Genomic DNA, 21,379 nt, shown 5'->3' with positions numbered 1-21,379 from the left:
TCACAGATCGTCGAGGCTGCTCCGCGGCGCCGCGGTGGCCTGATTCGGAGTCGAGAGCTCAGCGGCCTCGGCCCGCACATCCGTCTCGGTCTGGATCTGCCGCAACTGCTCCATGACGTCGAGCTCCTGCTCCGAGAACCCGTCCCGGCTCAGCCTCACGCCCTGTTCAAGGCGCTGAAGGATCATACGGATGCGTACGGCGTCCTCGGCGGCACCCCGATGCAGGGCCCGATACGCCTTGGCTGCGGGCCCTTGCCAGCCGGCCTCGATGCTGTCGACAACGGCATCCATGCGCTTGACCTGCTTGTCCAGATGCGTCTGCATCGCATCGAGGTCGTTGGCGAGAGCGGTCAGCCGATCACCTTTGACCCGCAGTCTGCTCTGTCCGCCTTCACCGCTCATGGATAGCCCCCGGGTTCATGGTGGTCAACAGCCCCCGCCGCCACTTCCGTTGCACGCGACACCCTAGCAATTGCGCCTCGGTGCGCGGCAGCGGCGGCTCCGGACGCCTGCACGCATACGAAAGCTGTGGCAACGGACAGCTGAAGCCTGTCGCCTCACGCCAGCGGTGACGAGGCACGCCCGCATACCGACCCCGGCCCCCGGGCCGCCGCGCTTCCAGACCGGCTTTCACACGAGGAGAAGCCAAAACGAGGAGATCCCGGTCAGACGGTGACCGTCTGACCGGGATCTCCTGAACCGCTCCGGGATGTACCGTGAACAGCTTGTCTTGTGGACCTGTGGGGATTTGAACCCCAGACCCCCTCGATGCGAACGAGGTGCGCTACCAGACTGCGCCACAGGCCCTTGCGACGTGTGAAACTCTAGCACCCCCACAGGGGTGCTTGGAAATCCGTTCCCCCGCTGGTCAGCGGTGTCGGGATTTCCGCGCCACCCGCCGACTCACTCGTTGGCCGCACGCGGCCGGTCCTCGTCGTCGTACTGGTCGAAGAGCGGCGTCCGGCCCCGGTCGCGGTTGCGGCGGGACTGGTTCGTGCGCTGACGCGGGGCCGGGTCGACCGCGGGGGCCGTCGGGTGCGACGTGCCCGTCTGGGTGGGCTCGGCGGTGCTGGAGCGGGCCGCGCTCCAGGTCTCCGGGTCGTTGACCTCCACGCCGCCCGTGGCCCGGGGGGCGACGGGCGCGGTGACGTAGGTGGGCAGCGGCACGGGAACGGGCTCCCAGCTGTCGCCCTGGACGCGGCCGCGCTCGCGCTGCTGGTCCACCCACTCCGCGTGATCCGTCTGCTCGACGAGGGCGCGGCGGCCGGCCTCCTGCGGGGAGACCGTGGGCGTCGGCTCCGGCTCCCGGTGGTGGGCCTCCGAGTCGTCGTCGGGCTCGGCGGGGGCGGGGGCCGCGGGCTGGTGCCTGCGGGGGCGGTTCTCACGCAGCCGCTGTGCCGCGGCCTCGGCCCGGCGGCGGTCCATGGTGAAGGCGAACCGTCGGCGCTCCTGGGCGCGCAGATGCACGATGTACGTGCTCAGCAGCACGGCGGGCACGGCGGGCGCCCACAGGAAACCGAGGCCGCCGACCGCCGCGACGACCGCCCCGAGGGTGAAGGCCAGGAAGAGGACGACGGTGGTCCGCCTGCGTCGCGCCAGGACCTGGGTTCGCTGGGCGCGCCGGGCCCGCTCGGCGTCGGCCGCGCCGGAGCTGGGGCGTCGCCGGGCGAGGGGCATGTGGTCCGCGGGGCGCTCGTCGGACCGGCGCTCGTGCGCCTGACGGTCCGACGGCTGCGCCGCCGGTCGCTCGTGCGCCTGACGGTCGCGCGCCGGGCGGTCGGAGGCCTGGTGGTCCGGGGCACGCTCGGGAGCGTGCGCCGGGTCGGTCAGCCTGGCTTCCGTGTGCGCCGGAGGCGCGGCAAAGGCCCGGACGTCCACGGATTCCATACGATCCGTTTCCCGGTCCGGGTCGACGTCGGGCGTCGCCTCCTCGGCGGTGCGCTCCCGCAGCTCCTTGGCGTACCGGCGCTCCATCGCCGCCCGTCCGGACAGCAGCCGGATGGCGGTGCTGAAGCGTTCCGTCGGACGGGCTTCGTTGAGCTCGTCCTGCCTGCGGAGCCACATCGGTACCAAGTAGGCGGCCCAGGCCCCGACGATGACTGCGTAGATGAGGCCGCTGCTGCTCACGCTCACACCGTAGAGGGGTTTGCGCGGAAGGATCCGCCAATTGGCCCGGTGTGTCGCACGATCCGGCCGATATCCCGGACTTTTTTTGCGATTGTTCGGATCAACAGCCGCCGATAGCCCGGCCCAATGCGGCCGCCGGACGATCAAATTCGAACACGTATTTCATTTCGTCGGTCGGTCCGGGCCCCTCGGCGTCACGGGGCGCGCCCGGCGCCAGCGACGGAGCATCCCCTCGGGCACTTCCTCGGCGGTGAGGGCGAAGATCAGATGGTCACGCCAGGCGCCGTCGATGTGGAGATAGCGCGGGCGCACGCCCTCCGAACGGAATCCGAGTTTCTCCACCACCCTGCGGCTGGGACCGTTCTCCGGGCGAATGCAGACCTCGATACGGTGCAGGCCCACGGCGCGGAAGCAGTGGTCCACGGCGAGGGCCACGGCCGTCGGCATGACCCCACGCCCGGCAACGCTCTGATCGACCCAGTAACCGACGTGCCCGGAACACATCGAGCCCCAGGTGATCCCCGCGACCGTGAGCTGGCCGACCAGCCGGCCCTCGTACTCGATGGCGAACGGCAGCATCCGCCCCGCGTTCGCCTCGGCGCGCAGGTGGCGGACCATCTGCCGGTACGTGGGGCGCTGCGCCATCGGACCGCCGGGAGCGGGCGGCGGGACCGTCGCCTCCCAGGGACGCAGCCAGTCACGGTTGCGCCGGTTGACCTCGCGCCACATCCGCTGGTCACGCATCTTTATCGGGCGCAGGACGATCTCGCCGTCGGTCAGCGTCACCGGCCAGGTCGCGATGTTCAGCTCGGGCTCCCCGGTCGGGGGTGGTCGCCGCCGCGGAGCTGGTCGACGGCGTGCACCAGGAGCCGGCCGAGGACCGCCAACCCGTCCTTCACCCCTCCGGTGGAGCCGGGGAGGTTGACGATCAGGGTGCGGGAGGCCACACCCGCGAGGCCCCGGGAGAGGGCGGCGGTCGGGACCTTGGCCAGGCCCTCGGCCCGGATCGCCTCCGGGATGCCGGGAATCTCGTGGTCGAGGACGCGACGGGTGGCCTCGGGCGTGGCGTCGGTGGGCGAGATGCCCGTACCACCGGTGGTGACGATCACGTCGTAGCCGGCGGTGACGCCCGCGCGCAGGGCCGCCTCGACCGGGTCACCGTCGGGGACGACCTGCGGGCCGTCGACGGTGAAGCCGAGGCCGGTCAGCGCTTCGGCGATCAGCGGGCCGCCCCGGTCCGCGTACACCCCGGCGGATGCCCGGTTGGAGGCGGTGACGACGAGGGCGGCGTACGGGGCGCGCAGCGCTGCACCCGCGGGCTCGGGCGTCCGCCGCTCATGGCCGGGGGCTGCCGGCTCGGACGTTCGCTGCTCGTGGCCGGGGGCTCCGGGCTCGGACGTTCGCTGCTCGTGGCCGGGGGCTCCGGGCTCGGGCGGCGTCACGCGCCCGGTCCCTCCGGCGCGGTGCGCCGGTAGTCGCCGGACTTGCCGCCCGACTTCGCCTCGACCCGTACGTCGGTGATGACCGCGCTCTTGTCGACGGCCTTGATCATGTCGACCACCGTGAGGGCCGCCACCGAGACCGCGGTGAGGGCCTCCATCTCGACGCCCGTGCGGTCCGTCGTCTTCACGGTGGCCGTGATCTCCACCGCGTCGTCGGCCACGCTCAGATCGACCTTCACGCCGGAAACGGCCAGCGGATGGCAGAGCGGGATCAGGTCCGGGGTGCGTTTGGCCCCCATGATCCCGGCGATCCGGGCGGTGGCGAGGGCGTCGCCCTTGGGGACTCCCTCGCCGCGCAGCAGCTCGATCACGCGCGGCGAGACGAGCACCCGGCCGGAGGCGCGGGCGATGCGGGTGGTGACGTCCTTCTCCGACACGTCGACCATGCGGGCCGCGCCCGCCTCGTCGATGTGCGTCAGCCTGTTCTGCGTACTCAACTCACTCCGCCTAGCGGTAGGGGCGCCGGTTGGCCTCGGGAACCGGAGGAGGTCCCCCGGAAGGCACGGCGGCAGATACCGTACCGCCACCGAGCGGCGGTCAGCCGAGCAGGATCACGTCCGTCTCCGTGCCGGGCTCGACCGAGGTGACGTCCTCCGGTACGACGATCAGCACGTCCGCCTGCGCGAGCGCGGCGATCAGATGCGAACCGGAACCGCCGACCGGAGTGACCGTCCCCGCCTCGGCGTCGTGACGGCCGCGCAGGAACTGGCGGCGGCCGTCCGGCGACGTGAGCGCCTTGTCGGCGCTCAGCCGGGCGCGGGCCGTCGGGCGGTGCACGTCGGTGAGGCCCATCAGGGCACGGATGGCGGGGCGGACGAACAACTCGAAGGAGACATAGGCGGAGACCGGGTTGCCCGGCAGGGCCAGCAGCGGGGTGTGGTCCGGGCCGATCGAGCCGAAACCCTGCGGCTTGCCGGGCTGCATGGCGAGCTTGCGGAACTCGACCCCGCTGCCCGGCTCGTCCTCGTCCCCGACGGAGGACAGCGCCTCCTTGACCACGTCGTACGCGCCGACGCTGACACCGCCCGTGGTGACGACGATGTCCGCGCGGATCAGCTGGTCCTCGATCGTGGCGCGCAGTGTCTCGGCGTCGTCGGTCACCGCGCCGACCCGGTAGGCGATGGCTCCGGCGTCCCGGGCGGCGGCCGTCAGCGCGTAGCTGTTGGAGTCGTAGATCTGGCCGCCGGTCAGCTGCTCGCCGGGCTGGACCAGTTCGCTGCCGGTGGACAGGACGACCACGCGGGGGCGGGGCCGTACGACCACGGTGGCGCAGCCGATCGCCGCGAGCAGCCCGATCTGCGGCGGGCCGACGACCGACCCGGCTGCCAGGGCGAGGTCGCCCGGCTTGACGTCGCTGCCGCGCTCGCGCACATGGGCGCCGGCCACGACGGGCCGGTGCACCCTGACCTCGCCGGTGGCGCCCTCGGGCGCGTCGCTGTGGGCGCGCATGGCGACGGCCGGGCCCTCGCCCGTGCCGCCGTCGGTCCACTCCACCGGGACCACGGCCTCCGCACCGGCGGGCAGCGGCGCGCCCGTCATGATGCGGGCGGCCTGCCCCGGTCCCACGGCCTGGTCGTCGGCGAGCCCCGCACTGCCCGCGGCCACGTCGCCGATGACGGTGAGGACCGCGGGGAACTCCTCGCTGGCGCCCTCGACATCGGCGATCCGGACCGCGTAACCGTCCATGGAGCTGTTGTCGAACGGTGGCAGGGCCACCTCCACGACGACGTCCTCGACGAGGACGCAGCCCTGGGCGTCCGGCAGCTGCAGCTCGATGGGCTCCAGCGGCCTCACCGTCGCGAGGATGTCGTCCAGGTGTTCGTCCACCGACCAGATCGTGCTGCTCACGGGGTTACATCTCCTCAGCGACGTACTTGCGCAGCCAGGTCCGGAAGTCCGGCCCCAGGTCTTCACGTTCGCACGCCAGTCTGACAATGGCGCGCAGATAGTCGCTGCGGTCGCCGGTGTCATAGCGGCGGCCCTTGAAGACGACGCCATGCACGGGGCCGCCGATCTTCTCGTCCGCGGCGAGCAGCTGGAGCGCGTCGGTGAGCTGGATCTCGCCGCCGCGGCCCGGCTCGGTGTGTCGCAGTATGTCGAAGACCGCGGGGTCCAGGACGTACCGGCCGATGATGGCGAGGTTGCTGGGGGCGTCGGCCGGGTCCGGCTTCTCGACCAGGTCGGTGATGCGGACCACGTCGCCGTCGGCGGTGGCGTCCGCGGCGGCGCAGCCGTAGAGGTGGACCTGCGAGGGCTCGACCTCCATCAGCGCGATGACGCTGCCGCCCTCACGCTCCTGGACCTCGACCATCCGGGCCAGCAGGGCGTCGCGCGGGTCGATCAGGTCGTCGCCGAGGAGCACCGCGAAGGGCTGGTCGCCCACGTGCGGGGCGGCGCAGAGCACGGCGTGTCCGAGGCCGCGGGGGTCGCCCTGTCGCACGTAGTGCATGGTGGCGAGGTCGCTGGACTCCTGGACCTTGGCGAGGCGTTCGGCGTCGCCCTTGCGGGTGAGCGCGGACTCCAGCTCGTAGTTGCGGTCGAAGTGGTCCTCGAGGGGACGCTTGTTGCGGCCGGTGATCATCAGTACGTCGGAGAGGCCCGCCGCCACGGCCTCTTCGACGACATACTGGATGGCCGGCTTGTCGACGACAGGCAGCATCTCTTTGGGAGTGGCCTTCGTGGCGGGCAGGAACCGGGTGCCGAGACCTGCTGCCGGGATGACGGCCTTGCTGATCCTGGGGTGCGACTGAGTCATGTGCAGACCTTAACGGTTGCACACGGCCGGAAGCTGATATTCCGGTTAACTTCATCCGTAAATATGCCCATACGAGAATCGTGCGAGTCACCCTTGAACACCGACAAGTCCGGAAAGCCGGCCGCGAAGAGCTCCCTGCGGCGCGAACTGCTCGCCGCTCGGGCCCTCCTGACGAAGGAGGACGCCGCCCGGACGGCCGCGGTGCTTGCCGAGGCCGCCCTGGGCCTGCCCGAACTGGCCGACGCCCGTACGGTCGCCGCGTACGTCTCCGTGGGGCGTGAACCGGGCACCCGCCCCCTCCTGGAAGCGCTGCGCGGGCGTGGCGTCCGGGTGCTGCTGCCGGTCCTCCTGGCCGACAACGACCTGGACTGGGCGGCCTACGAGGGCCCGGAGCATCTGCTCCCGGCCGGGCGGGGGCTCCTCGAGCCGGACGGCCCGCGCCTGGGCCCCGCCGCCGTCCTGGAAGCCGAGGCGGTGCTGCTGCCCGGCCTGGCGGTGGACGGGGCCGGGATGCGACTGGGGCGGGGCGGCGGCAGCTACGACCGGGTGCTGGCCCGGCTGACGGCCGCCGGGGCGCATCCGTCGCTCGTCGTGCTCCTGTACGACGACGAGGTGGTCGCGCGGGTCCCCTCGGAACCGCACGACCACCCCGTGGACGCGGTGGTCACGCCGGCCGGAGCGCGGCGCTTCGTCACCCCTCGATAGACCTGCGGTCTCGGCGGACCTACGGTTTCAGCGTCAGCGTGTCGACGGTGGACGCGTCGACCGCCTCCGCCCCGAAGGACCAGTCGAGCAGTTCACCGTCGACCCACTTGTCGGTCTGATCGGTGTAGTGCGCGTTGAACGCGTGCCCGGATGCCCCGCTGAGGTTGATCCAGCGGGACTTGTCCCAGTCCCCCACGTTGACGACCATCCGCATCGACGGCACCCAGACGACCTCGTAGCCGCTCGCCGCGTTCCAGCCGGTGGCGTTGACCGCCGCCTCACCGCCGCCGAGGTTCCAGGGGCCGCGGTTGAGCGCCCGCTGGAGCAGGCCGGGGCCTTCGGTGCCGAGGGTCTGGTTCTTCAGCGTCAGCCGGTGCAGGCGGCCCCAGCTCCAGGTGGAGATGTCCTTGCCGAGCTTGGAGGTCAGCTCCCAGCGGGCGTCCTCCATCGCCCGGGCGAACAGGTCGTCCCGGCTCTCCAGGGCGTCCTCGCGGCCCCGGGCGGGGGCCTTCCACCACTCGTTGTCCTGGTCGTCCACGATGTCGCGGACCACCTGGAACCAGCGGTCGCCGCCGTCCGGCTGCGCGGTGTCGCCGTCGCGCTGGCCGCACTCGCGGACAAGCTTCTTCTGCTGGTCGACCGGGCCGCTGTTCTTGGCCGGCGGTACGTTGAGGCAGTCGCCCTCGACCCGCATCTCCTTGGGCAGCTTGTTGCCGAAGGCGAGTTTCAGGATGTTGCGCCAGACGCCGTTGAAGTACGCGGCGGCGGCCGAGTCGGGCTCCTGGGTGTAGTCCCAGCCCTCCAGCAGCTTCTGGGCCTCGCGGACGCTCGGGTCGGAGATGTTGATCTTCTTCAGCTCGGGCACCAGCAGCGCGGCGATCTCGCTGAAGTTGTCCATCTGCATCTTCTGCATGTCATCGGTCGAGACCTTCTCGCCGCCCTTGATCTTCTGGGTCAGGAGGTCGTTGATCCGCTGACTGCGGGCGCCGTAGCCCCAGTCCTTGGTCAGGAGATGGGGGTACTTCTTCTCGTCGATGACTGCCTGGTTGGCGGTGACGATGAAGCCGCGGTCCGGGTTGTACTCGTACGGCAGCTCCTCGAAGGGGATGTACCCCTCCCACGCGTACTTCGGGTCCCAGCCCGGCGCGGGCGCCGTGCCGTCGTAGCCCTCGGAGCGGACCGGGATCTTGCCGGGGGCCTGGTAGCCGATGTTGCCCTCGGTGTCGGCGTAGATGAGGTTCTGCGAGGGGACCTCGAAGTTCTCGGCGGCCTTCCGGAAGGTGGTGAAGTCCTTGGCCCGGTTGAGCGCGAAGACGGCGTCCATGGACTTGCCGGGCTCCAGCGCGGTCCACTTCAGCGCCACCGCGTAGCCGTCTGCCCGGTCGGGCGCGGCGGTGCTGACGGGGGCCTTCTGGCCGACCTTGTCCAGCTCCTTGCTGCGGTCGGAGACCAGAGGGCCGTTGTTCGTCTCGCGGACGGTGATCGTCCGGTCCTTGCCGCCCGCGACCTTGATGGTCTCCTCACGGGTCTTGAACGACTTGTTCTCGCCGTCGTACAGGTAGCCGTCGTCGGTGACCTTCTCCAGGAAGAGGTCGGTGACGTCGGCGCCCAGGTTGGTGAGGCCCCAGGCGATGTCCTGGTTGTGCCCGATGATCACACCGGGCATGCCGGAGAACGTGTAGCCGGCCGTGTCGTACTGGCAGGTCTTGGAGAGCTCCCGGCAGTGCAGGCCCATCTGGTACCAGAGGGAGGGCAGCATCGGCGCGAGGTGCGGGTCGTTCGCGAGCAGCGCCTTGCCGGAGGTCGTGTGCTCACCGCCGACGACCCAGGAGTTCGAACCGATGCCGTTGCCGTTCGGGCCGAGCAGCGCCGGGATCTCGTCGAGGGTGTCGGAGAGGGCGGAGAGCTGGGTGTTCAGGCCCTCCGTGGCGCCCTCGGGGGTCGTGGAGCCGATGGTGTCCGACGGGTTGGCCTCGGGGTCGAACTTCCCGGTGGCGGAGGAGATCGCGCCGTTCTCGACGATCGGCTTGTTCCGCTTGTACGGGTAGCCGGGGTACAGGTCCTCGATCTGGTCCTTGTCGAGGCGGCTGGTCAGCAGCGAACGGTCGATCTCGTCCTGCATGTTGCCGCGCAGGTCCCAGGCCATCGCCTTCAGCCAGGCCACCGAGTCGACCGGGGTCCACTCACCGGGCTTGTAGTCGTTGGTCAGCCCCAGAGCCGCGTACTCGACCGAGATGTCCCGGCCTTCCTTGCCCTTCAGATACGCGTTGACACCCTCCGCGTACGACTGGAGGTTCTTCTTGGTGCTCTCGTCCAGGACCTCGTCGTACTCCTTCTGCGCCACCTTCCGCCAGCCGAGCGTCCGCAGGAAGGAATCGGTCTCCACCTGTCCGGAACCGAACATCTCGGAGAGCCGGCCGGACGTCATGTGCCGCCGGACGTCCATCTCCCAGAAACGGTCCTGGGCCTGGACGAAGCCCTGGGCGCGGAAGAGGTCGGCGTCGGAGTCCGCGTAGATCTGCGGGATCCCGTAGGAGTCACGTTTGACCTCGACGTCGCCGGAAAGGCCGTCGAGAGTCATCGACCCGGTGGTCTGCGGGTACGAGGCCCGCACGGTGGATACGGACCAGTAGGCCCCGTATCCGACACCCGCGACGAGCGCCAGCACCAGGACGAGCACGAGCAGGCGGGCGCGTCGCCCCTTCTTCCTGCCGGGCTTCTTCGCGTCGGAAGGGCCGGAAGAGGCGGTTGTGTTGGCGGGCATCGCTGTCCTTCGAGGGGCAGGGTGGTCCTGGGAGTGCAGGAGCAACCATAGGCGCAGCCGAGAAGCCACTCGGACGCGGTATAGGGATGCATCCATTTGCGTCTTCCTCGTACGAACACTCGAACCCGTCAAGGAATCGTTAAAGATTAGGTAAGGTAACGAAGTAACTGGCTGCCGGAGGACGATCCGGCAGGCGCACGCAGGGAAGGAACGGACCCTGACTGTCCACGCGCTCAACGAACTCCTGCTCGTCTGCTCGCTCGTCCTGCTCGTCGCCGTGGCGGCGGTACGGATCTCCTCGCGCAGCGGGCTCCCCAGCCTGCTCCTGTATCTCGGCATCGGGATCGCCCTGGGGCAGGACGGCATCTTCGACGTCAAGTTCGACAACGCCGAGCTGACGCAGGTCTTCGGCTACGCCGCACTGGTCGTCATCCTGGCCGAGGGCGGACTCGGGGCGAAGTGGAAAGAAGTCAGACCCGTCCTGCCCGCGGCCGCGGTGATCTCGACCGTCGGCGTCGCCATCAGCGTGGGCATCACCGCGGCGGCCGCGCACTATCTGGTCGGCCTGGACTGGCGCCAAGCCCTCATCATCGGCGCGGTCGTCTCCTCGACCGATGCGGCGGCCGTCTTCTCCGTGCTGCGCAAGGTGCCCCTGCCGCCACGGATCAACGGTGTCCTGGAGGCCGAGTCGGGCTTCAACGACGCTCCCGTCGTCATCCTGGTCGTCGCGTTCTCCGCGGTCGGCCCGGTCGAGCACTGGTACGTCCTGGTCGCGGAGATCGCCATGGAGCTGGCCATCGGCGCCGCGATCGGCATCGCGGTGGGCTGGCTGGGGTCCCTGGCCCTGCGCCACGTGGCCCTGCCCGCCTCCGGCCTCTACCCGATCGCCGTGATGGCCATCGCCGTCTCCGCGTACGCGGCGGGCGCCATGGCCCACGGCAGCGGGTTCCTCGCCGTCTACCTGGCCGCGATGATCCTCGGCAACTCCAAGCTGCCGCACTGGCCCGCCACCCGGGGCTTCGCCGACGGGCTCGGCTGGCTGGCCCAGATCGGCATGTTCGTGCTGCTCGGCCTGCTGGTCACCCCGCACGACCTGGTCGACGACTTCTGGCCCGCCATCGTCGTGGGCCTGGTGCTGACCATGGTGGCGCGGCCGCTGTCGGTCTTCCTGAGCCTCGCGCCGTTCCGGCTGCCGGCCCGCGAGAAGGTCCTGATGTCCTGGGCCGGGCTGCGCGGGGCGGTGCCCATCGTCCTGGCGACCATTCCGATGGTGTCCGGGGTGGAGGGCAGTACGAGAATCTTCAACATCGTGTTCGTCCTGGTCATCGTCTACACCCTGATCCAGGGCCCGACGCTGCCCTGGGTCGCGAACAAGCTGAACATCGCCGACGATCCGGCCGAGGCCGCCGACCTGGGCATCGAGTCGGCCCCGCTGGAGCGGCTGCGCGGACACCTGCTGTCGGTCGCCATCCCCACGAAGTCCAAGATGCACGGCGTCGAGGTCGGCGAGCTCCGGCTCCCGGCGGGCGCCGCGGTCACGCTGGTGGTCCGCGAGGGCAAGAGCTTCGTGCCGTCCCCGGCGACGGTGCTGCGGCGCGGGGACGAACTGCTGGTGGTGGCCACCGATCCGGTGCGCGACAGGGCGGAGGAACGGCTGCGGGCGGTCGGCGAGGGCGGCAAACTGGCCGGCTGGCTGGGTACGGGCAGATCACCCGCCGCCGGCGCACCCGGCATGACGGGACCCCATGGCGGTTCCGCCATCCCCCAGGCGATGAAGCTGGCCAAGAAGCTCGGCGGGGCCGGTGCCGGTGCCAACGGCAGCGGAAGTGGTAGCGCGAACGGCAGCGGCACGAAGACCAGTCCCTGAGACCCACTAAGGCGACGAACTAGGAATCGGCAGCGAACGCGTCCCAGATCACAGGCTGATACGGAAGCCCTGTACGCAATCACAGGCATACAGGGCTTCCTGCCTGTACGATTAAGGCAAACCTGATCGACCAACTCTGTCTGATGCAGAGCTGGCGCGACCGTATGGCGGTCGTGGTGTCTCTTCGCCCGGCGTTTCTTCGCCGATTGCAGCGAGTCGCCCGGCATCTACCGCAGTTCCGCGCGAAGAGGACAGCTCTCGGCCGCTTCCGTCCGGCCCGCCCCACAAGGGCGCCGGGAAGCAGGGCCACCAGGCGGCAGAAAGGCAAGGACCGTGGCGACCACGGTCTCCGACCGCCCCGGCTACGGGCAACTCCTGCGTACCCCCGGTGTGTGGACCTTCCTCCTCCCGGGCTTCGCCGCACGGCAGCCCTTCGCGATGCTCACCATCGGCATCGTCCTCCTCGTGCAGCACACGACCGGCTCGTACGGCAGCGCGGGCGCCGTCGCGGCGGTCTCCGGCGTCTCCATGGCGCTGTTCGCCCCGCAGAGCGGCAAGCTCGCCGACCGCTTCGGTCAGCGCGCCGTCCTGCTGCCCGGGGTGCTTCTCCACGCCGTCTCCGTGAGCGCCCTGACCGTACTGGCGCTGGCGGACGCACCCCTGTGGGCGCTGTTCGTCGCCGCCGTGCCGACCGGCGCCTCGATCCCGCAGGTCGGCCCCATGGTGCGAGCCCGCTGGGCGGCGATGCTGGGGGCGACCCCCGACCGGCCCGCCTCTCCGCTGATGTCCACCGCGGCCGCGTTCGAGTCGGTGACGGACGAGTTCACGTTCGTCCTCGGCCCGGTGATCGCCACCGCGCTCTGCACCGGCGTGCACCCGGCGGCCGGACTGATCACGGAAGCCGCCCTGACGCTGGTCGGCGGCCTCTTCTTCGCCGCGCAGCGCGCCACCCAGCCCGCCCCTCGCAACGCGGCCACCGCGGCCGAACCGCACGCCTCGGCGCTCTCGGTGCCGGGTGTACGCGTCCTGGCCGTCGCCTTCCTGGGCATCGGCGCGGTCTTCGGCGGGATGCAGGTCTCGCTGACCGCGTTCTCCGAGGAGATCGGCCACCCCGGAGTGAACGGCGTCCTCTACGGGGTCTTCGCGGCGGGCAACATGCTGGCCGGCATCGCCTGCGGCGCCATCGCCTGGAAGAGCAGCCCGCGCCGCCGGCTGATCGTCGGGTACGTGGCGCTGACGCTGACCGCGTCCGGCCTGTGGGCCGTTCACTCGGTGCCGCTGCTTGCCGGGCTCGGCCTGCTGGTCGGCCTCTGCATCGCTCCGGCGCTGATCAGCGGCTACACCCTGGTCGACGCGCTGGTGCCCGCCACCGCCCGCACCGAGGCCTTCACCTGGCTGACGGGCGCCGTGGCGCTCGGACAGGCGGCCGCCGTGACCGTGGCGGGGCAACTCGCCGACGCCCATGGCGCGAGCACCGGTTTCCTGGTGCCTCTGGCCGGAACCGTGCTGGCGCTGATGACCCTGCTGGCCCTGCGTTCGCGGCTGACTCCGAGGTCCCCGGGACGCACCGCCGCACGTGCGATCGGTCACCGCGAGCCGGTCACGGTGGACTGATTCAACGGAATACGTCAGTATGGACCGTCGTTAGCACTCATTGAGTGAGAGTGCCAGGAGGAGCAAGTGCCGACCTATCAGTACCAGTGCACCGCGTGCGGCGAAGGCCTCGAGGCGGTGCAGAAGTTCACCGATGATGCCCTGACCGTGTGCCCGAGCTGCGACGGACGCCTCAAGAAGGTGTTCTCCGCGGTCGGCATCGTCTTCAAGGGTTCCGGTTTCTACCGGAACGACAGCCGTGGCTCCTCGTCGAGCAGCGCGCCGGCGACGACGGCAGCGAAGTCGTCCGACTCGACGTCGGCCTCGTCCTCGTCCTCGTCGTCGGGTTCGGACACGAAGGCGAGCGCATCGTCGTCATCGTCCTCTTCGTCCGGCTCCTCCTCGTCGTCGGCCTCCGCGCCGGCCTCGTCGAGCGGTACGTCGGCCGCCTGAGCCCGCGTACGCCCCATCTGCTTCTCATCGGACCCCGCCGAGGCCACTCGGCGGGGTCCGGGCGTTCGTCCCGTGAATCGCTCCTCCGGATACGGTGACCGCATGGCGAACGCACTTGACGAAACGGGCTCCGGTACGGGTACGGCGGGTACCGGGAGTTCCGCGGAGATCGGTGTCATCGGCGGCTCGGGCTTCTACTCCTTCCTGGAGGACGTCACCGAGGTCTCCGTGGACACCCCTTACGGGAAGCCGAGCGACTCGGTCTTCCTCGGCGAGCTCGGCGGCCGGCGGGTGGCCTTCCTGCCCCGCCACGGACGCGGCCACCACCTGCCACCGCACCGCATCAACTACCGGGCCAACCTGTGGGCGCTGCGCTCCGTCGGGGTCCGGCAGGTGCTCGGCCCCTGCGCGGTGGGCGGGCTGCGACCGGAGTACGGGCCGGGCACCCTGCTCGTCCCCGACCAGCTGGTGGACCGCACCAAGGCCCGCGTGCAGACCTTCTACGACGGTGAGACCCGGGCCGACGGAACCGTGCCGAACGTCGTCCACCTGGGCTTCGCCGACCCGTACTGCCCCGAGGGGCGCAAAGCCGCACTCGGCGCGGCTCGCGGACGCGACTGGGAGCCGGTGGACGGCGGCACCCTGGTGGTCGTCGAAGGTCCCCGCTTCTCGACCCGTGCGGAATCGCGTTGGCACGCGGCGATGGGCTGGTCGGTCGTGGGTATGACCGGACACCCCGAAGCGGTCCTCGCCCGCGAGCTGGGCCTCTGCTACACGACGATGACCCTGGTGACCGACCTGGACGCGGGCGCCGAGGCGGGCGAGGGCGTCTCGCACGAGGAGGTGCTCCAGGTGTTCGCGGCCAACGTGGACCGGCTGCGCTCGGTGCTGTTCGACGCGGTGGCCGGGCTGCCGAGGAGCGAGAACCGCACCTGCACATGCGCCCACGCCCTGGACGGGATCGACACGGGAATCGCCCTGCCGTAGCGGGCATCGCCACCGCGCGGGCAGGCGGACGTCGCCGGAACGGGTGACGGAGTTATCCCCAGCGCGAGGACTGTCCACAGGCCTCAGCGGGATCCGCGCGGGCGGGGGAAAGTGAGGGGAGTTCGGCCGGATCAACCGGTCCGGACTCCCCTTTCCCGTTCCTTCCCCCTGCCCTCGTCCGCCCGAATCCAGGTGGTGCCATGTCCCCGTCCATGATTCCGTCCCCGTCCCCCTCCCCGCTCACATCCGCGCCCGCGACCGCGTTCACGTCCTTGCCTCCCTTCCCGTCTCGGTCCCCTTCGCCGTCTCGGTGCCCGTCCCCGTCTCCGCCTCCGGCGCCGGCGCCCGCGCCGTGCGGGGTGCGGCCGTTCGGGCCCCTGCGCGTGCGGGGCGGTGGGGCGGACCGGCTGCGCCGGATGCTGCGCCGACAGCGGCGGTCGGCGGCTGCGGGCCTCGCGCTGGCGGGCGCCGCGCTGGCCACCACCGGTCTGAACAGTGCCGACGGAGGGGCCGGCCCACCCGACGCTCCGCCGGGGGCCGGCACGTCGTCCGTGCGGCTGGTCTCCGCGCCGGTCAGGATCGCGGACCCGGAGACCGTACGGCTGCTGCGCCCCGGGGACCGGGTCGATGTGATCGCGGTCGGTGGTACCGGCGACGGAGCGCGCGTGGTGGCGCGAGGGGTGCGCGTGGCGAAGGTGCCGCGCACGGCCGGGGGACCCGGCGGTCACGCGGCGGACGTTTTTGGCGCCGGGGCGGAGGCCGGGGCGCTGGTGGTGTTGTCCGTGGAGCGCTCGACGGCCACAGCGCTGCTGGGCGCGGGCGCTTCGGGTCGGCTGGCCGTGGCGGTGTCCGATGCGCACTGACGTTTTCTCGAGTCACCCGGGAGAACCAGCGGGTTGGACAGTGACGCCTTCTTCCGCCGGGACCGGACTCGGGCGAAGGCCCGGGCGGAACGAGCGGAACAGGCGGGGCAGCCGCGGGCCCGCGCGAGGACCGGTAGTCCTCCGGGTCATCGCTCAGATGTGGTGGGGCGGCTTCTCGTCCAGGAAGCGCGCGAGGTCGGCGGCGCTGCCGCCGGAGAGAGGCCGCTCACCCCACCCCTGGTCCGTATCGTCCGCGGACTGCCGGTCCAGCGGATCGTCGAAGTCCAGAACCGGCTTGGGCTTCGGTTCCTTGTGCTGCTGCTCCTGTGGCTGCTGCTGCTTCGCATCGCGCGGGCTGGGGGCGGGGGCGGCGCTCATGTCTCCAGGGTACGGCGGCTCACCACGAGGTGTGAGCCGCCGCCGTGGAGCCGGGCGGCAGGTGTCAGCGGTCCTTCGGGTCGATGAGCCACAGGCCCAGCACGACGAGGAACGACAGGCAGAGGAAGCCGGCCCCCCACCAGGCCGTGCCGGTGTTGCCCTCCATCCACTCGTCGATCAGGACTGTCAGTCCCCAGAGCTGGCCGATGACGACGGTCATGGCCAGGGTGAGCCGGGCGGTCAGCTTCGAGGAGCGCTCGGGGTCCTGGTCGGTGCCCGCTCCGGGCCCGGGGCCTGTGTGCCGGACGCGGGGGTCCCCGTATCCGCTGGTGGGGCGGATCTGCGGATACCGCTCGTGGACGGGCCGGTTCAGTCCGGGGTCGGCGCTGCCGGGGTGGTACGTGGGGTAGTGGGTGCCGGGGGGCGGCAGCGGCTGCTCGGGGTGCGGGGTGTCGCTCATGCCCGCCCGCCCGGATTCTCGGCGGTGGCGGAGGGCTCGCGCTCACCGGCGGGCCGGGGCGGGGATTCGGCTCCGCCGCCGATGTCGGGGCAACCGATACGGGAGGCGAGGTCGGGGCGGTCGCCGCCGAGCTGCCGGCAGAGACCTCCCTCGATGCTCTCGCCGGAGCGGGTGGTCCCCACCGCCCAGACACTGCCGTCGTCCTGCTCGATGACCACGACCTTGGGCAGCCCGCGCGGCGGCGGCCCCGCCGTGACCTCGCCGGACCGGGCGTCGAAGACTCCTTCGTGGCACGGGCAGTACAGCTCGCCCTCGCTGCCCCGGTCCTTGCGCCAGAGCACGGCGCAGGCGAGGTGGGTGCAGACGGCGGAGTAGCCGACGAGGGTGCCGTCGTCGAGGCGGACGGCGACGGCCCGGTCCTCCTCGCCCGGGTAGCGGAAGACGATCGACTCGCCGGGCAGGAGTCGCCCGGCGATGCGCTTCGCCTCGGGGGCCTTGCCCTCCTCGCCGTCGCTGTGGCGGTGCAGCATGCCCGCGGCCACCCCGATGCCGCCGACGGCGAGGCCGCCGGAGACGGTGGTGACAATCCGGAGGTAGTCGCGCCGGGTGGTGAGGGAGTCGGCGGCGATCCGGTCCTGGAGGGCCTCGCGCGGGTCTCCCCCGGCGGAGTGTTCCGCACTCGGCTGCTGATCGGTAACGCTCATCGGCGGACGTCCTTCCCATTGATCTCGACGACGGGAAGCCCGCCGGGTACCGGCCACTGGACCCGTTCGGCGGGGACGACCATGGCCACACCGGTGCGGACCTCGGTCTCGCCGAAGACGAAGGTGTCGGCGACCTGGACGCCGGGGCGCTCCGCCTGGAGCTCCTCGACGGTTCCGTAGAAGAGAGCGCCGGTCGGGCAGACGGTGGCGCACATCGGGGCGAGACCGTAGGCGGTGCGGTCGTAGCAGAGGTTGCACTTCATCTGCAGTTTCGCCTGGAGGTCGATCTTCGGTACGCCGAAGGGACAGGCGTTGACGCAGTTGGAGCAGCCGATGCAGCGGGTGGTGTCGGCCTGCTGCACCACGCCGTCCGCGGTCACCAGGATCGCGTCGGCGGGACAGACCTCGGCGCACGGGGCGACCGGGTCCTCGCAGTGCATGCAGACGGTGGGAAGGGAGGCGACGGAGTGACCCTCGTCGGTGTAGTCGAGGTGGATCATCGATGTGCCGCGGTGCGAGTCGCACTCACGGCAGGCGGAGACACAGGCCTGGCAGCCGATGCAGCGCCCCGGGTCGATGAAGATCGTTCTGCCCATCATGGGGCTTCAGCTCCTCTCCGAGGTGCCACGGCCCTGGGGGGCCGTGGGAGGCAGCGGGTCGGTACGGGAGACCTGGGTCTCCGGGTAGGCGACATGGCCGGGAGCGACCGGCGGGGCGGGGACCTCGTCGATCCGCTCGGCGTGCTCGATGCGGCAGGCGCACACCTTGTACTCGGGGATCTTGGACCGGGGGTCGAGGGCGTCGATGGTGAGGGCGTTGGCCGCGGTGGGGACGGGCCAGTGGTAGGGGATGAACACGGTGTCGGGGCGGATCGCCTCGGTGACCAGGGCGGGGAAGACCTCGCTGCCGCGCCGGGTGACGACACGGACCGGCTCACCGTTGCGGAAGCCGTGCGAGGGGTGGACCTCGGCCCACGGGCGCGGGGTCTGTTCGACGAGGGCGCCGAGCCTGCGGGTCTGGTTGCCGGAGAGGAAGTGGGCGACGGTGCGGCCGGTGGTGAGCGACATGGGGTGCTCGTCGTCGTACGGGTCCATCGGCGGGTGCCATTCGACGACCTGGAGGTGGATCTTGCCGTCGGGGTGGTAGGTCTTCCCGTCCTCGAAAAGGCGCGGGGTGCCGGGATGGTCGGTGGTGGGGCAGGGCCAGGCGATGCCGCCGGTCTCCTCCAGGCGTTCGTAGGTGATGCCGTAGTAGTCGTTGACGGTGCCGGCGGAGGCGACGCGCAGCTCGTCGAAGACCGACCGGGAGTCGGGGAAGTCGAATTTGTCGCCGACGCCGAGCCGTCGGGCGAGTTCGCACATCGCCCAGGTGTCGGTGCGGACGCCGGGCGGCGGGTCCTGGGCCTTGTTGTGCTTGACCACGCGGGCTTCCGCGTTGGCCATCACCCCTTCGTCCTCGGCCCAGGTGGTGACGGGGAAGACCACGTGGGCGTTGGCCGCGGTCTCGGAGAGGAAGAAGTCGAATTGCGCGTGGAACTCGGTGGTGTCGTACCCCTCCTTGACCACCCGGTAGTTGGGCAGGGAGACGAAGGGGTTGTTGCAGATGCCGATGAGGCCGCGGATCTCGCGGCGCTGCATCTGCCAGACCATTTCCATCATGGAGGTCCCGGCGGGCGGGAGTTCGGACTCCTCGATGCCCCAGATCTCGCAGATCTGGCGGCGGTGCTCCTCGTTCATGATCGAGCGTCCGCCGGGGAGGAGGTCGGACTTCTGGCCGTGCTCGCGGCCGCCCTGCCCGTTGCCCTGGCCGGTGATGGTGCCGTAGCCGGCGCCGGGCTTGCCGATGTGGCCGGTGGCGGTGCAGAGGTTGATCACGGTGAGGCAGTTCTCGACGCCCTGCGAGTGGTGCTCGATGCCCCGGGCGTGCCAGGCCATGGCCTTGGGCGCGCGGGCGAAGGTCCGGGCGACCTGGACGATCTGCTCGGCGGGGATCCCGCAGATCGCGGCGGCACGGGAGGGTGGGTATTCGGCGGCCTTGGCCTTGACCTCCTCCCAGCCGGTGGCGTGGGCGGCGAGGTAGTTCTCGTCGGTGAGCCCTTCCTCGATGACGACGTGCAGGACGGAGGTGAAGAAGGCGGCGTCGGTGCCGGGCTTGAGGGCGACGTGGATGTCGGCGGTCCGGGCGATGGCGGTCTCGCGCGGGTCGATGACGATGAGGCTGGCCCCTCGGTCCCGGGCCCCCCAGACGTACTGGGTCATCACGGGGAAGCACTCACCGACGTTGGAGCCCGCGATGAGCAGGCAGTCGGTGAGCAGGATGTCGGAGAAGGGGTTGCCGGCCCGGTCGATGCCGAAGGCGAGCTTGTTGGCGCCCGCGGCGCTGACCATGCAGAGGCGCCCGTTGTAGTCGACGTGCCGGGTCTTGAGCGCGACCCGGCCGAACTTGCCCACCAGATAGGTCTTCTCGGAGAACAGGCTGGCCCCGCCGAGGAGCCCGAAGGCGTCGTTGCCGTGGGTCTGCTGGATGCGCTTGATCTCGGAGACGGTGAAGTCGAGCGCCTCCTCCCAGGAGACCTCGCGGAACTCCTCGTCACGGGAGCGGCGCATCAGCGGGGCGGTCAGCCGGTCGGGGTGGTTGACCTGCTGGTAGGCGTTGATGCCCTTGGGGCAGAGCCGCATCCGGTTGATGTCGTGGTTGCGGGGTTCGACGCCGAAGACCTTGCCGCCGCGGTCCACACGCAGATACATCCCGCACTGGACGCCGCAGAAGCAGCAGTGGGTCGGCACGAGCGTCTCGCCGTTCTGGTCGGCGTGCCACTGGTCGGCCGGGATGCCGCCCGCGTCCCGGAAGGCGCGGGTGCCGGGAGGGGCGAGGGAGGGGTCCAGGGGGATGAAGGTGCGGCGGTCGGCAGCAGCTCGCGGATCCGCGGTCACTTGAAGCCCTTCTTCACATGGGAGAGATAGGCGCTGCCGCGCAGCACCCGCTTGCAGCGCGGGCAGTACTCGGCCCAGGAGTCGAAGTCGAGCCGGAGGTCGCGCATGGTGCCGCGCAGGTTCTCGACATAGGGGCCGGTGTCGATGGGCTCCTCGCAGCGGCGGCAGGCGAACACCTCGTCGTCCTTGCGGCCGGTGTACTTGAACAGCTGCATGCCGACCGCGGCCGGTCGCTGGACGATGTGGAAGAACTTGCCGAACGGGATGTAGATGAGGGTGAAGACGACCGACGCCATGTGCAGGATCGCGAGGAACTGGTAGCCGCCGCCGTGCAGGAAGATCGAGGAGAAGGTGAGCAGCAGCCCCGTGACGGAGATGACGATGAGCGCGATCAGCGGCACCAGGTCGTAGGCGAAGCGCTGGCCGGTGGCGGCGCCACGGTCCTTCATACGGCGCCACAGGAAGTACGAGGCGCCGGGGATGACGAGGACGGCGGCGATGTCCAGGCCGTGGAACATCAGCCAGCCGAGGACGTTGAGCGAGTCGAATCCGAGGATCTTGAAGCCCCAGATCCGCATCTCGTAGCCGGGTCCCGACCCGCTGCCGGAAGTGAAGGTGAACCAGCCCCAGGTGAGCGGGAAGGTGATCAGGGCGGCGAGGATGCAGCCCCAGAAGATCAGCTGGTGGGCGGCCCAGCGGGCGTGGGAGCGGGCGCCGAGGAATTTCTGGAAGCCCAGATAGGTGGCGATCATCTTCGGCAGGGCGGTAGGGGCCCCGCGGAAGTTGTCCAGGGAGAAGAGGCTGCGCCAGCCCTGTTTGAAGAGGCGCCGGGCACCGGGGGCGGAGATCCAGACGGTGTACCGGTAGGCGACGCCGAAAGCGAGGAAGACCGTGGCCACGGCATAAGGGAGGAGGGCCGAGTCGAAGTTGCGGAGCATACGGCTGCCCAGCACGATCGCGAGGATCAGCAGGGCGGAGACAACCACGCCGACGAGCGTCGCCCGGGTGGTGACGGACCGGGGGCCGGTAGCGGAGGAAGACGTGGCCGAGGGGCCTGAGACGTCGGGCTCGGCTGCTGCGGTGGCTTCTGAGGGCTCGGTCACCCGGCCACCGTAGGACTATTTGGGTCGATTGAACCCGTTTTGGTGGGTGAGAGGGTGAGAGGGTCGCCCGGACAGTCGCAAGGCGCCTTGCCCGGGCGGGGCGCTTCGGGCTCACCGCGCCCCGCTCCCCGGTACGTTCGCAGCACATCGGCTCGCACTCCCGCGGGCCCCGATCCCGACCGGAG

The 21,379-nt window shown here is 70.8% G+C and carries 20 protein-coding genes and 1 tRNA gene; 6 read left to right on the top strand and 15 right to left on the bottom strand.

Annotated elements, in window-relative coordinates; all coding sequences use genetic code 11:
• The 8 genes from N7925_RS21310 to galU form a co-directional block, all read right to left on the bottom strand.
• Nucleotides 1-402, bottom strand: coding sequence for a WXG100 family type VII secretion target (locus N7925_RS21310; RefSeq protein WP_265601086.1), 402 nt, complete (start codon nucleotides 400-402; stop codon nucleotides 1-3).
• Between the two features lie 331 nt (nucleotides 403-733).
• A tRNA-Ala gene (locus N7925_RS21305) sits at nucleotides 734-807 on the bottom strand.
• A 96-nt stretch (nucleotides 808-903) separates the two neighbouring features.
• Entirely contained in the window at nucleotides 904-2,127 is a 1,224-nt protein-coding gene (locus N7925_RS21300) for a gephyrin-like molybdotransferase receptor GlpR (RefSeq protein WP_274344813.1), read from the bottom strand.
• Nucleotides 2,128-2,289: 162 nt separating this feature from the next.
• Nucleotides 2,290-2,913, bottom strand: coding sequence for a GNAT family N-acetyltransferase (locus N7925_RS21295; RefSeq protein ID WP_274344812.1), 624 nt, complete (start codon nucleotides 2,911-2,913; stop codon nucleotides 2,290-2,292).
• A gap of 17 nt (nucleotides 2,914-2,930) precedes the next feature.
• The gene (locus tag N7925_RS21290; protein WP_322784840.1) at nucleotides 2,931-3,431 is read right to left on the bottom strand and encodes a MogA/MoaB family molybdenum cofactor biosynthesis protein; all 501 of its coding nucleotides are present in this window, start codon (nucleotides 3,429-3,431) and stop codon (nucleotides 2,931-2,933) included.
• Between the two features lie 134 nt (nucleotides 3,432-3,565).
• Nucleotides 3,566-4,066, bottom strand: coding sequence for a cyclic pyranopterin monophosphate synthase MoaC (gene moaC / locus N7925_RS21285; protein WP_265601082.1), 501 nt, complete (start codon nucleotides 4,064-4,066; stop codon nucleotides 3,566-3,568).
• Between the two features lie 100 nt (nucleotides 4,067-4,166).
• Nucleotides 4,167-5,477, bottom strand: coding sequence for a molybdotransferase-like divisome protein Glp (gene glp, locus N7925_RS21280; protein WP_274344811.1), 1,311 nt, complete (start codon nucleotides 5,475-5,477; stop codon nucleotides 4,167-4,169).
• Nucleotides 5,478-5,481: 4 nt separating this feature from the next.
• A complete protein-coding gene (gene galU / locus N7925_RS21275) occupies nucleotides 5,482-6,384 on the bottom strand; it encodes a UTP--glucose-1-phosphate uridylyltransferase GalU (RefSeq protein WP_265601080.1) in 903 nt (300 codons plus the stop codon).
• A 93-nt stretch (nucleotides 6,385-6,477) separates the two neighbouring features.
• Between galU and N7925_RS21270 the strand changes: the two genes are divergently transcribed.
• A complete protein-coding gene (locus N7925_RS21270; protein WP_265601079.1) occupies nucleotides 6,478-7,089 on the top strand; it encodes a 5-formyltetrahydrofolate cyclo-ligase in 612 nt (203 codons plus the stop codon).
• A gap of 19 nt (nucleotides 7,090-7,108) precedes the next feature.
• On the opposite strand, the gene N7925_RS21265 is transcribed toward N7925_RS21270, so the two are convergent.
• Entirely contained in the window at nucleotides 7,109-9,853 is a 2,745-nt protein-coding gene (locus N7925_RS21265) for a penicillin acylase family protein (RefSeq protein WP_274344810.1), read from the bottom strand.
• Between the two features lie 277 nt (nucleotides 9,854-10,130).
• On the opposite strand from N7925_RS21265, the gene N7925_RS21260 reads away from it, so the two are divergent.
• The 5 genes from N7925_RS21260 to N7925_RS21240 all read left to right on the top strand — a co-directional run bounded on the left by N7925_RS21260 (nucleotide 10,131) and on the right by N7925_RS21240 (nucleotide 15,616).
• Entirely contained in the window at nucleotides 10,131-11,720 is a 1,590-nt protein-coding gene (locus N7925_RS21260) for a potassium/proton antiporter (protein ID WP_443032225.1), read from the top strand.
• A 333-nt stretch (nucleotides 11,721-12,053) separates the two neighbouring features.
• Complete coding sequence (locus tag N7925_RS21255) at nucleotides 12,054-13,334, top strand: MFS transporter (RefSeq protein ID WP_274344809.1); 1,281 nt, start codon at nucleotides 12,054-12,056, stop codon at nucleotides 13,332-13,334.
• A 66-nt stretch (nucleotides 13,335-13,400) separates the two neighbouring features.
• On the top strand, nucleotides 13,401-13,766 hold the full coding sequence (locus N7925_RS21250) for an FmdB family zinc ribbon protein (RefSeq protein WP_274344808.1): 366 nt from the start codon (nucleotides 13,401-13,403) through the stop codon (nucleotides 13,764-13,766).
• A 102-nt stretch (nucleotides 13,767-13,868) separates the two neighbouring features.
• Nucleotides 13,869-14,753, top strand: coding sequence for an S-methyl-5'-thioadenosine phosphorylase (locus N7925_RS21245; protein ID WP_265601075.1), 885 nt, complete (start codon nucleotides 13,869-13,871; stop codon nucleotides 14,751-14,753).
• A 383-nt stretch (nucleotides 14,754-15,136) separates the two neighbouring features.
• Nucleotides 15,137-15,616, top strand: a complete 480-nt coding sequence (locus N7925_RS21240; protein WP_274346519.1) for a hypothetical protein — start codon at nucleotides 15,137-15,139, stop codon at nucleotides 15,614-15,616.
• A gap of 153 nt (nucleotides 15,617-15,769) precedes the next feature.
• Here N7925_RS21240 and N7925_RS21235 read toward each other — a convergent pair whose 3' ends face one another.
• The 6 genes from N7925_RS21235 to N7925_RS21210 form a co-directional block, all read right to left on the bottom strand.
• Complete coding sequence (locus tag N7925_RS21235; RefSeq protein ID WP_265601074.1) at nucleotides 15,770-15,994, bottom strand: hypothetical protein; 225 nt, start codon at nucleotides 15,992-15,994, stop codon at nucleotides 15,770-15,772.
• A 64-nt stretch (nucleotides 15,995-16,058) separates the two neighbouring features.
• Nucleotides 16,059-16,454 (bottom strand): hypothetical protein, encoded by a 396-nt coding sequence (locus N7925_RS21230; RefSeq protein ID WP_274344807.1) that lies wholly within the window; start codon nucleotides 16,452-16,454, stop codon nucleotides 16,059-16,061.
• Nucleotides 16,451-17,158 (bottom strand): QcrA and Rieske domain-containing protein, encoded by a 708-nt coding sequence (locus N7925_RS21225; protein ID WP_274344806.1) that lies wholly within the window; start codon nucleotides 17,156-17,158, stop codon nucleotides 16,451-16,453. Before N7925_RS21225 ends, N7925_RS21230 begins: the two co-directional genes overlap by 4 nt.
• The gene (locus tag N7925_RS21220) at nucleotides 17,155-17,757 is read right to left on the bottom strand and encodes a 4Fe-4S dicluster domain-containing protein (RefSeq protein WP_003968479.1); all 603 of its coding nucleotides are present in this window, start codon (nucleotides 17,755-17,757) and stop codon (nucleotides 17,155-17,157) included. The genes N7925_RS21225 and N7925_RS21220 overlap by 4 nt, the downstream gene beginning before the upstream one ends.
• A 6-nt stretch (nucleotides 17,758-17,763) precedes the next feature.
• The gene (locus tag N7925_RS21215; RefSeq protein WP_265601071.1) at nucleotides 17,764-20,091 is read right to left on the bottom strand and encodes a molybdopterin oxidoreductase family protein; all 2,328 of its coding nucleotides are present in this window, start codon (nucleotides 20,089-20,091) and stop codon (nucleotides 17,764-17,766) included.
• A complete protein-coding gene (locus N7925_RS21210) occupies nucleotides 20,088-21,194 on the bottom strand; it encodes an MFS transporter (RefSeq protein ID WP_265601070.1) in 1,107 nt (368 codons plus the stop codon). Before N7925_RS21210 ends, N7925_RS21215 begins: the two co-directional genes overlap by 4 nt.
• Between the last annotated feature and the right edge of the window lie 185 nt (nucleotides 21,195-21,379).

Origin of the sequence: Streptomyces sp. CA-278952, from assembly GCF_028747205.1 — a bacterium.
GTDB lineage: Bacteria > Actinomycetota > Actinomycetes > Streptomycetales > Streptomycetaceae > Streptomyces.
Note: the sequence above shows the minus strand (reverse complement) of the source record. Positions and strands in the feature narration are given on the sequence as shown.

Bases quoted from the DNA above. Each gene is read 5' to 3' on its own strand.
- N7925_RS21310 (WP_265601086.1), bottom strand. From the start codon at position 402: ATGAGCGGTGAAGGCGGACAGAGCAGACTGCGGGTCAAAGGTGATCGG.
- galU (WP_265601080.1), bottom strand. From the start codon at position 6,384: ATGACTCAGTCGCACCCCAGGATCAGCAAGGCCGTCATCCCGGCAGCA.
- N7925_RS21265 (WP_274344810.1), bottom strand. From the start codon at position 9,853: ATGCCCGCCAACACAACCGCCTCTTCCGGCCCTTCCGACGCGAAGAAG.
- N7925_RS21245 (WP_265601075.1), top strand. From the start codon at position 13,869: ATGGCGAACGCACTTGACGAAACGGGCTCCGGTACGGGTACGGCGGGT.
- N7925_RS21235 (WP_265601074.1), bottom strand. From the start codon at position 15,994: ATGAGCGCCGCCCCCGCCCCCAGCCCGCGCGATGCGAAGCAGCAGCAG.
- N7925_RS21230 (WP_274344807.1), bottom strand. From the start codon at position 16,454: ATGAGCGACACCCCGCACCCCGAGCAGCCGCTGCCGCCCCCCGGCACC.
- N7925_RS21225 (WP_274344806.1), bottom strand. From the start codon at position 17,158: ATGAGCGTTACCGATCAGCAGCCGAGTGCGGAACACTCCGCCGGGGGA.
- N7925_RS21220 (WP_003968479.1), bottom strand. From the start codon at position 17,757: ATGATGGGCAGAACGATCTTCATCGACCCGGGGCGCTGCATCGGCTGC.